Annotated in this window: 9 protein-coding genes and 1 pseudogene; 9 read left to right on the forward strand and 1 reads right to left on the reverse strand. The window is 67.9% G+C overall.

Annotation, left to right across the window (positions count from 1 at the left end; all coding sequences use genetic code 11):
- Window positions 1–66: 66 nt before the first annotated feature.
- Window positions 67–1,041, reverse strand: coding sequence for a LysR family transcriptional regulator (locus tag HKK72_RS34225; protein ID WP_187238564.1), 975 nt, complete (start codon window positions 1,039–1,041; stop codon window positions 67–69).
- Window positions 1,042–1,134: 93 nt separating this feature from the next.
- Here HKK72_RS34225 and HKK72_RS34230 point away from each other — a divergent pair, with 93 nt between their 5' ends.
- The 9 genes and pseudogenes from HKK72_RS34230 to HKK72_RS34265 all read left to right on the forward strand — a co-directional run.
- Entirely contained in the window at window positions 1,135–1,662 is a 528-nt protein-coding gene (locus tag HKK72_RS34230) for a dihydrofolate reductase family protein (RefSeq protein WP_222721496.1), read from the forward strand.
- Window positions 1,663–1,744: 82 nt separating this feature from the next.
- Entirely contained in the window at window positions 1,745–2,221 is a 477-nt protein-coding gene (locus HKK72_RS34235) for a GyrI-like domain-containing protein (protein ID WP_187238565.1), read from the forward strand.
- On the forward strand, window positions 2,218–2,916 hold the full coding sequence (locus tag HKK72_RS34240; RefSeq protein WP_187238566.1) for a DNA alkylation repair protein: 699 nt from the start codon (window positions 2,218–2,220) through the stop codon (window positions 2,914–2,916). Before HKK72_RS34235 ends, HKK72_RS34240 begins: the two co-directional genes overlap by 4 nt.
- Window positions 2,917–3,043: 127 nt before the next feature.
- A complete protein-coding gene (locus HKK72_RS34245; protein WP_187238567.1) occupies window positions 3,044–3,868 on the forward strand; it encodes a DMT family transporter in 825 nt (274 codons plus the stop codon).
- Window positions 3,869–4,436: 568 nt separating this feature from the next.
- Window positions 4,437–4,736 (forward strand): annotated as a pseudogene (locus HKK72_RS43005) (hypothetical protein); the annotation flags it as partial.
- Window positions 4,737–4,785: 49 nt separating this feature from the next.
- A complete protein-coding gene (locus HKK72_RS43010; RefSeq protein ID WP_410050375.1) occupies window positions 4,786–4,923 on the forward strand; it encodes a hypothetical protein in 138 nt (45 codons plus the stop codon).
- A complete protein-coding gene (locus HKK72_RS43015; RefSeq protein WP_410050374.1) occupies window positions 4,871–5,116 on the forward strand; it encodes an integrase core domain-containing protein in 246 nt (81 codons plus the stop codon). The genes HKK72_RS43010 and HKK72_RS43015 overlap by 53 nt, the downstream gene beginning before the upstream one ends.
- A gap of 205 nt (window positions 5,117–5,321) precedes the next feature.
- The gene (locus tag HKK72_RS41755) at window positions 5,322–5,456 is read left to right on the forward strand and encodes a hypothetical protein (RefSeq protein ID WP_261987473.1); all 135 of its coding nucleotides are present in this window, start codon (window positions 5,322–5,324) and stop codon (window positions 5,454–5,456) included.
- A gap of 274 nt (window positions 5,457–5,730) precedes the next feature.
- Window positions 5,731–6,552: DUF4386 domain-containing protein (locus HKK72_RS34265; RefSeq protein WP_222721498.1), on the forward strand; the 822-nt coding region annotated here is incomplete at its 3' end.

Raw genomic sequence — 6,552 nt, forward strand, 5'->3', positions numbered from 1 at the left:
GACTGTCGCTCTGATCGGGCAGCCTGATGCTGGTCCTCAAGCCTGCTCTCGTCAGCCTGAGAATCATCACAGTGTCGGCTGTGGGTGCGTTTGCAGGCTCGCCTCCGGATCGGGTAGCCAGGCGCCTTCGGGCAGATCGAGCCATCCGTGGGCCTCGGCGAGGTCGCGGGCGGCATCCAGCAGTGCCGTCAGGCCGGGATGGCGTTGGTCCCTGCACCAGATCATGCTCCACGGGTACAGCGCGAGAGGGTCAACGAGCGGGCGGATGACCGCGCCCGGGACTTCGGGCTGACTACTGATGGTCAAGACCGGCATGTCCCAATGCTGGAGGTGGTAGGCCAGTTCGTCAGTGCCCCGCACATTGGGACGGGGCGGGGTCGGTGTCAAGTCGGCGTCGGTGAACAGTTGCAGCATGGCGTGTTCCCACTCGGCCGAGGCGTGGTCGCCGCAGTGCCAGCAGGCATCGGCGTCGCGCAGGGCGGCCAGCGGTATCTCGGTGCGGGTGGCCAGCGGGTGATGTTCGGGCAGCAGGACGCAGATCCGCTCGTACCTGATCAGCCGGTGTGCCAGGCCTTCGGGTACCTGGCCGGCCACGCCGTGCCAGCGCCCGAAGGTGACATCGAGGCGATGCGGGGCCAGAAGAGGCAGGGACGCCGCCAACCCGCCGTGGTAGCGGGCGAAGAACTCACATCCCGGCGCGCAGGCCCGAGCGCCGGCGAGGACCAGCGCCGGAGTGAGCCGTTCGCCGACCACGTCAACCAGCAGCGATGTACCCTGACCACGCAACTCCCGCAAGATCTCGTCATGCAGGGAGAGGATCTGCCGGGCGCGGACCAGCAGGCGCTGGCCAGCCGGAGTGAGCATCACGTTACGGCTGGTCCGGTCGAACAGCGGCGTGCCGACGCGCTCCTCCAGCTTCCGCACGTCGCGACTGAGGGCCTGCTGGGCCACGAACAGCCGCTGCGCGGCCCGGCTGAAATGCAGTTCCTCGGCGACCGCGACGAAATGCCGTAGCAGGCGCAGATCCAGGTCCTCGGCCACCGTCTCTGTCTACCAGGATCTACATCGAATGTGTGTAGATGACCCCGAACCCGGTGTTGGACCACGGCCGGTCGCGGCGACGACGATTCGCTCATGGCACAGTGCAAGGTACTGGGAAACATGTCGATGTCGTTGGACGGCTATGTGGCCGATCCGTTCGACCAGGCGGAGCACCTGCTCGCGTGGTACGGCAACGGTGCGGTCACCGTCCCCAGCGCCGACCCGAGGTGGGTCTACTGGGTGTCGGAGGCGAGCGCGGAGCATCTGCGCAATGCCCTCATCAACGTCGGCGCGCTCATCAGCGGCCGTCGCCTGTTCGATCTGACCAGGGGCTGGGGTGGCGGTCACCCGATAGGGCTCCCGGTGTTCGTGGTCACCCACACCATCCCTCACGGCCGGCCCCGCCCGGACGCGCCGATCACCTTCGTCACCGACGATATCGAGAGCGCGTTGGCGCAGGCCGGCACGGTCGCCGGTGACGGGCAGGTCGCCGCCGCGAGCGCGTCGCTCATCCAGCAGTACCTCAACGCGGGCCTTCTGGATGAGATCCGGGTCGACCTGGTGCCGGTCCTGCTCGGCAAGGGGGTGCGGCTTTCGACAACCTCAGCGGCACGCCGATGAGCCTGCACGCCCACCGGATCATCCACGGCACCGGCGTCACCCATCTGTACCTCCACATCGATCGACCGGACAGGAGAGTCCCATGACGACCATCGAGTTTCGCCGACTCACACCACAGCCGGTGGTGAGCATCCGTGGGGAGATACCCGTCGCCGAATTGACGCAGACCCAGAGCGAGCGGCTGCTTCGGTTGTGGCGCTTCCTGCGCGCCCGCGACATCGCGCCCGCGGGCCCTCCCTTCGTCCGCTACCACACGTTCGGCGACATCGATACCGATGTGGAGATCGGCGTGCCGGTGGTGGACGACGTCACTGGTGAAAGCGAGATCATCGAAGGCGAGCTGCCCGGCGGTCGGGCCGTCGTGACCGCACATCTCGGCGCCCACGACGACCTGGGTGACGCATACACGCGGATCGAGGACTGGCTGGCCGCTCAGGGCGCGCGTAACGGGCCCGCCTGGGAGGTCTACGAGTGGATCGACCTGGCCCACGAGCCGAACCCGTCGGCCTGGCCAGCACCGGCCGACTGGCGTACCGAACTCGTCCAACCGATCACATGACCGGATCGCCGCTCACCGCCGCCCGGTTCGCGGAGAGCATCGAGGCTCTCTCCATACCGCCCGGCCGGGACCGGGTACGGATGCGTGATGTGTTCGCACTCGCCGAGCGGTTCATCGACCTGCCGATCGCCGAGATCGACCGGCTGCTGGACAGCCACGTGCACGAGATCCGGGTCGGCGCGCTCAGCATCATGGGCAAGCGGTCCGCGCGCAAGGGTACCCCGGACGTTACTCGGAGGGAGCTCCTCGAGCTCTACCTGAGGCGCGTCGACCGGATCGACACCTGGGATCTGGTCGACGTCAGCGCCCATCAGGTGATCGGCGGCTACCTGCTGGACCGGCCACGGGACGTCCTGTACCGGCTGGCCCGCTCCCCGCGCTGGTGGGAACGCCGCATCGCCATGCAGGCCACGCTGACGTTCGTACGCGCAGGCGACCTCGACGACACGTTCGCCCTCGCCGACATCCTGATCTCCGACGAGCACGACAAGGTCCACACCGTGGTCGGCGGGATGCTACGGGAGGCGGGCAAGCACGACCGCGACCGGCTACTGGGCTTCCTGGACCGTCACGCGGCCACCGCGCCGCGCGTACTGCTGCGATACACCATCGAACACCTGGAGCCGGAGCGGCGGGCGCACTACCTCGCTCTCGGGAAAAGGCGTGCGCCCGGCCCGGCGGAATCCACACCCTGACAGACCCGACCGCCGACGATACAGCGCGCCCGACCCGCGCCGAATTCGCCCGGCTCATCGGCCCGACCGTGATCCCACGGCCGACCGCACAGCCCACGCATCGGAAGGGAAACTCATGCTTGCGATCATGCTGGCGCTGGGAGCAGCCCTGAGCTGGGGACTCTCGGACTTCCTCGGCGGATTGAAGGGCCGCTCGGTGCCGGTCGTCCTCGTGCTGCTGATCTCGCAGGCGACCGCCCTCGGCCTGCTCACGGTCATCGTCCTCGTCCGTGGTGCTGGCCCCCCGGACACCGAATCCCTCATCTGGGCGGTCGCCGCGGGGCTCAGCGAGATGGTGGGCATCGCCGCCCTCTACCGCGGTCTGTCCACCGCGACGATGAGCATCGTCGTGCCGGCGGCGGCGACCGCTCCCGTCGTCCCGCTCGTAGTGGGCCTGCCGGCCGCCCAAGTCCCCGGACCACTCCAGACCGCCGGCGTCATCCTGGCGATCATCGGCATCGTCGTCACCGCCCGGCGACCCGGCACCGCCACCGCGACCCGGGTAGGCCCCAGCATCGGCTACGGGCTGCTCGCCGCGCTCGGCTTCGGGCTCTTCTTCACGGCCATGGACACCGCCAGCCACGGAGACATCGGCTGGGCCCTGCTCGCCGCCCGCCTCGCCTCGGTGACCGTGATGGCGACCGTCGCCCTTGCACTGCGGCCGCGGCCGGCGGTCCACCGAACCGAGCTTCCCACGATCGCCGCGATCGGCGCGCTCATCGTCGCGGCCGACTCGATGTACGCCACCGCCTCGACCCTGGGCCTGCTTGGCGTCGTCGCCGTCCTCGGCTCCCTCCATACCATCGTCACCATCGCCCTCGCCCGAATCTTTTTGAAGGAACATCTCCACCGGCTTCAACGATTCGGTGTGGCCATCACGCTCACTGCGGTAGTAGCCATCTCCGCCGGCTGAGAGATGGCGCGCCCCGTAATTGGCCTCGAAAGCCCGTCGTCGCCAACCCAAGCTGACCAGACATGACAAATCTCATCGGGCCCTGATGGCGTTCTACGTCTCCAGCGGTGCTCGCGCCAGCGAACTGCTGGGACTACGCGGCGAGCACGTCGATTTGGGGTGGCCAGAAGATCTGGGTCGCCTGCAAGGGCAGTCGCGCCCTGGAGGAGGTGCCAGGCTCACCGGAAACGTTCGCTCATCCCGCCTCGACCGGCGGGCGTGACCGGCGCTAGCTCGCCCACCGGCTCGATCCCCACAGCACGCGAATCTGCGTAGCAACCGCAACGCACCACTTGCCGGTGGTGAATGTCCTTCGTCTCGTTGGCAGGCACATGGAAACGGCGGTACCGGTCCGTCACCGGGCCCGGCGGCGGTGCCGGCGGAGCAGGATGAACGGCAGAAGCACGGGAAGCAGACCCGGCTACTGCGAGGCCATTGCGCACGCTCGTGGAGGTGAGCCGGATCGGCAGGCCACTGTCGCCGGCGGTGGCCGGGAAACGTGAGCGTGGTGGTCACCGTTCGCTTGATCATGCCGCTTTGCAACGACAGGCGGACTTTCCACGGGCCACTGGGCAACTGCTTGTCGAGCACCACGCTGACGGGTGAGGTCTGCCCGGTGGCCAGCGTGGTACCGAGTGTGGCGGGATACGGGCCGGCCCTGAGCCCGCCGGGCCCGTCCGAGATCGTCAGTGATCCGCTCATCTCCAGAGCGCGCCCGCCGGAGTTGCGGACCTGCGCGAATCCCCACATTCTGCGAGGAGTTCAGGACCTCGCCGAGGAGTGCGCGCAGGACGCGTTCGCGCAGGCGCTCGAGCGATGGCCGCGCGACGGCGTGCCTCGGCGGCCCGGAGCCTGGCTCACCACGACGGCGCGCAACCGTGCCGTTCGACCGGCTGCGCCGCGAGGCGGTGGGCGCGGCGAAACTGCGGGAGGTAGCCATGACAGCGGGACCGGGCGAACCCGATGACGCGCTGGGCGGCGAGGTCGCCGTCAGCGGCGTGCGCGACGACGCGTGACGGTCGTGAAGACTCCGCCGTGACACGACGGGCGAACTGTTACGCCGAGCGGTGGGTACGCACCGTTCGAGGTGAGTGCACGGACAGGTTGCTGATTTCCAGCGAGCGGCACCTGCTGGCGGTGCTCGGCGATTACACCGATCATTACAACCGCCATCGGCCTCACCAGTCCCGCTGGCAGCGACCCCCCTGACTCCGACAAGCCGGTCGTCATACCGCCGGACGTACCGATCCGGCGACGGAAGTGCTCGGCGGTGGGATCAACGAGTATCACCGAGCGGCATAGAACGTTTGTGTATCCCCAGGTCAGCGCATCGACGAGTTTGGAGCAGTACAGGATCTCTGAGATCGCCTCGGCACCCTCCTTATTCCTGGTGCTTGGCACGTCGCTTCAGCTGGTGCTTGAACGCGCGGGAGAACCGCTCCGGGTGCCGGTGCCGACCCTCGGCGTCGCCGAAGACCAGCGCGTCACCACGGGCGAGCAGCAGCGCCAGGCCGCCGCGCTCGCACTTGTGCGCGCGGAGCAGGCGTGATGGTCGCCTCGTCAATGTTGACTGCGCGCGGCTTGCTCGTCTTGGTGTCGCCCTCTTTGATCTCGGCGCCCCTGGTCCTTCACGCGGACCAGGCCGACCTACCGGTGGATGCAGATCGTGGCCGCATCCAAGTTGACGTTTCGCCAGCGGAGCGCGAACAGCTCCCCGCGGCGTATCCCGGTCACCGCGTACTCACCACGCAACATGGAGGTGACTGTGTTCCCGCGACCAGTCCAGGAACGCACGGACCTGGGCGTCGTTCCACGGGCACGCCGTGAACCGGCCACCAGCAGGTGGGGACAGCGCCCGTTCAGCGTGGTTCCCTACGACTATCCCGGCAACCGGGCCGGGGCTGTTTCAAGCCTTGGAGAGTCACGTGAACACGATCGAATCTCGGACGCCGAAAACCTCGGTAGACGCCGTTCAACGGACCGCCAGGATCGCCGGTGTCTGGTTCGTCCTCACCTTCGTCTTCTCGATCCCGGCGGTGTTCCTGTACGACCCGGTCCTCAATGACGCGAACTACATCCTGGGAGTGGGCGCGGACACGCAGGTGCAGCTTGGAGCCCTCCTTGAGATTCTGACCGCCGTCGCGAACATCGCCACCGCGGTCGTGCTGTTCCCGATCTTGAAGCGGCAGAGCGAGAGCATCGCCCTCGGTTACATCGGCTTGCGCATCCTCGAATCGACCGTCATCGTGATGGGGGTCGTCAGCGTGCTCGCCGTCGTGACGTTGCGGCAGGACCTGGCGGGCGAGGGCGGCGTCAATGCCACTCTGATCGGTCAGTCACTGGTGGCGCTGAAGGATCAGACGTTCCTGCTCGGGCCCGCCTTCTGCGCGGGCTTCGGCAACGGGCTGCTGCTGGGCTACCTGATGTACCGGTCGGGCCTGGTGCCACGCCCCATGGCACTCATCGGACTCATCGGAGGCCCCATCGCCTGCGCCACCGCGACCGCTGTCCTGTTCGGCGCCTACGAGCAGCAGTCCCCGGTGAATTTCCTGTTCACGGCGCCAGAAATCGTCTGGGAAGCGTCACTGGGCATCTGGCTCATCACCAAGGGCTTCCGCCCCGCCCCCCTCATCACAGAAACGGCC

The sequence above is a fragment of the Actinomadura sp. HBU206391 genome (assembly GCF_014323665.1).
Lineage (GTDB): Bacteria > Actinomycetota > Actinomycetes > Streptosporangiales > Streptosporangiaceae > Actinomadura_C.

Coding starts and splice junctions, on each gene's coding strand:
- HKK72_RS34230 (WP_222721496.1), top strand. CDS start 1,135: ATGGCACAGTGCAAGGTACTGGGAAACATGTCGATGTCGTTGGACGGC.
- HKK72_RS34245 (WP_187238567.1), top strand. CDS start 3,044: ATGCTGGCGCTGGGAGCAGCCCTGAGCTGGGGACTCTCGGACTTCCTC.
- HKK72_RS43015 (WP_410050374.1), top strand. CDS start 4,871: ATGACGCGCTGGGCGGCGAGGTCGCCGTCAGCGGCGTGCGCGACGACG.
- HKK72_RS34240 (WP_187238566.1), top strand. CDS start 2,218: ATGACCGGATCGCCGCTCACCGCCGCCCGGTTCGCGGAGAGCATCGAG.
- HKK72_RS34235 (WP_187238565.1), top strand. CDS start 1,745: ATGACGACCATCGAGTTTCGCCGACTCACACCACAGCCGGTGGTGAGC.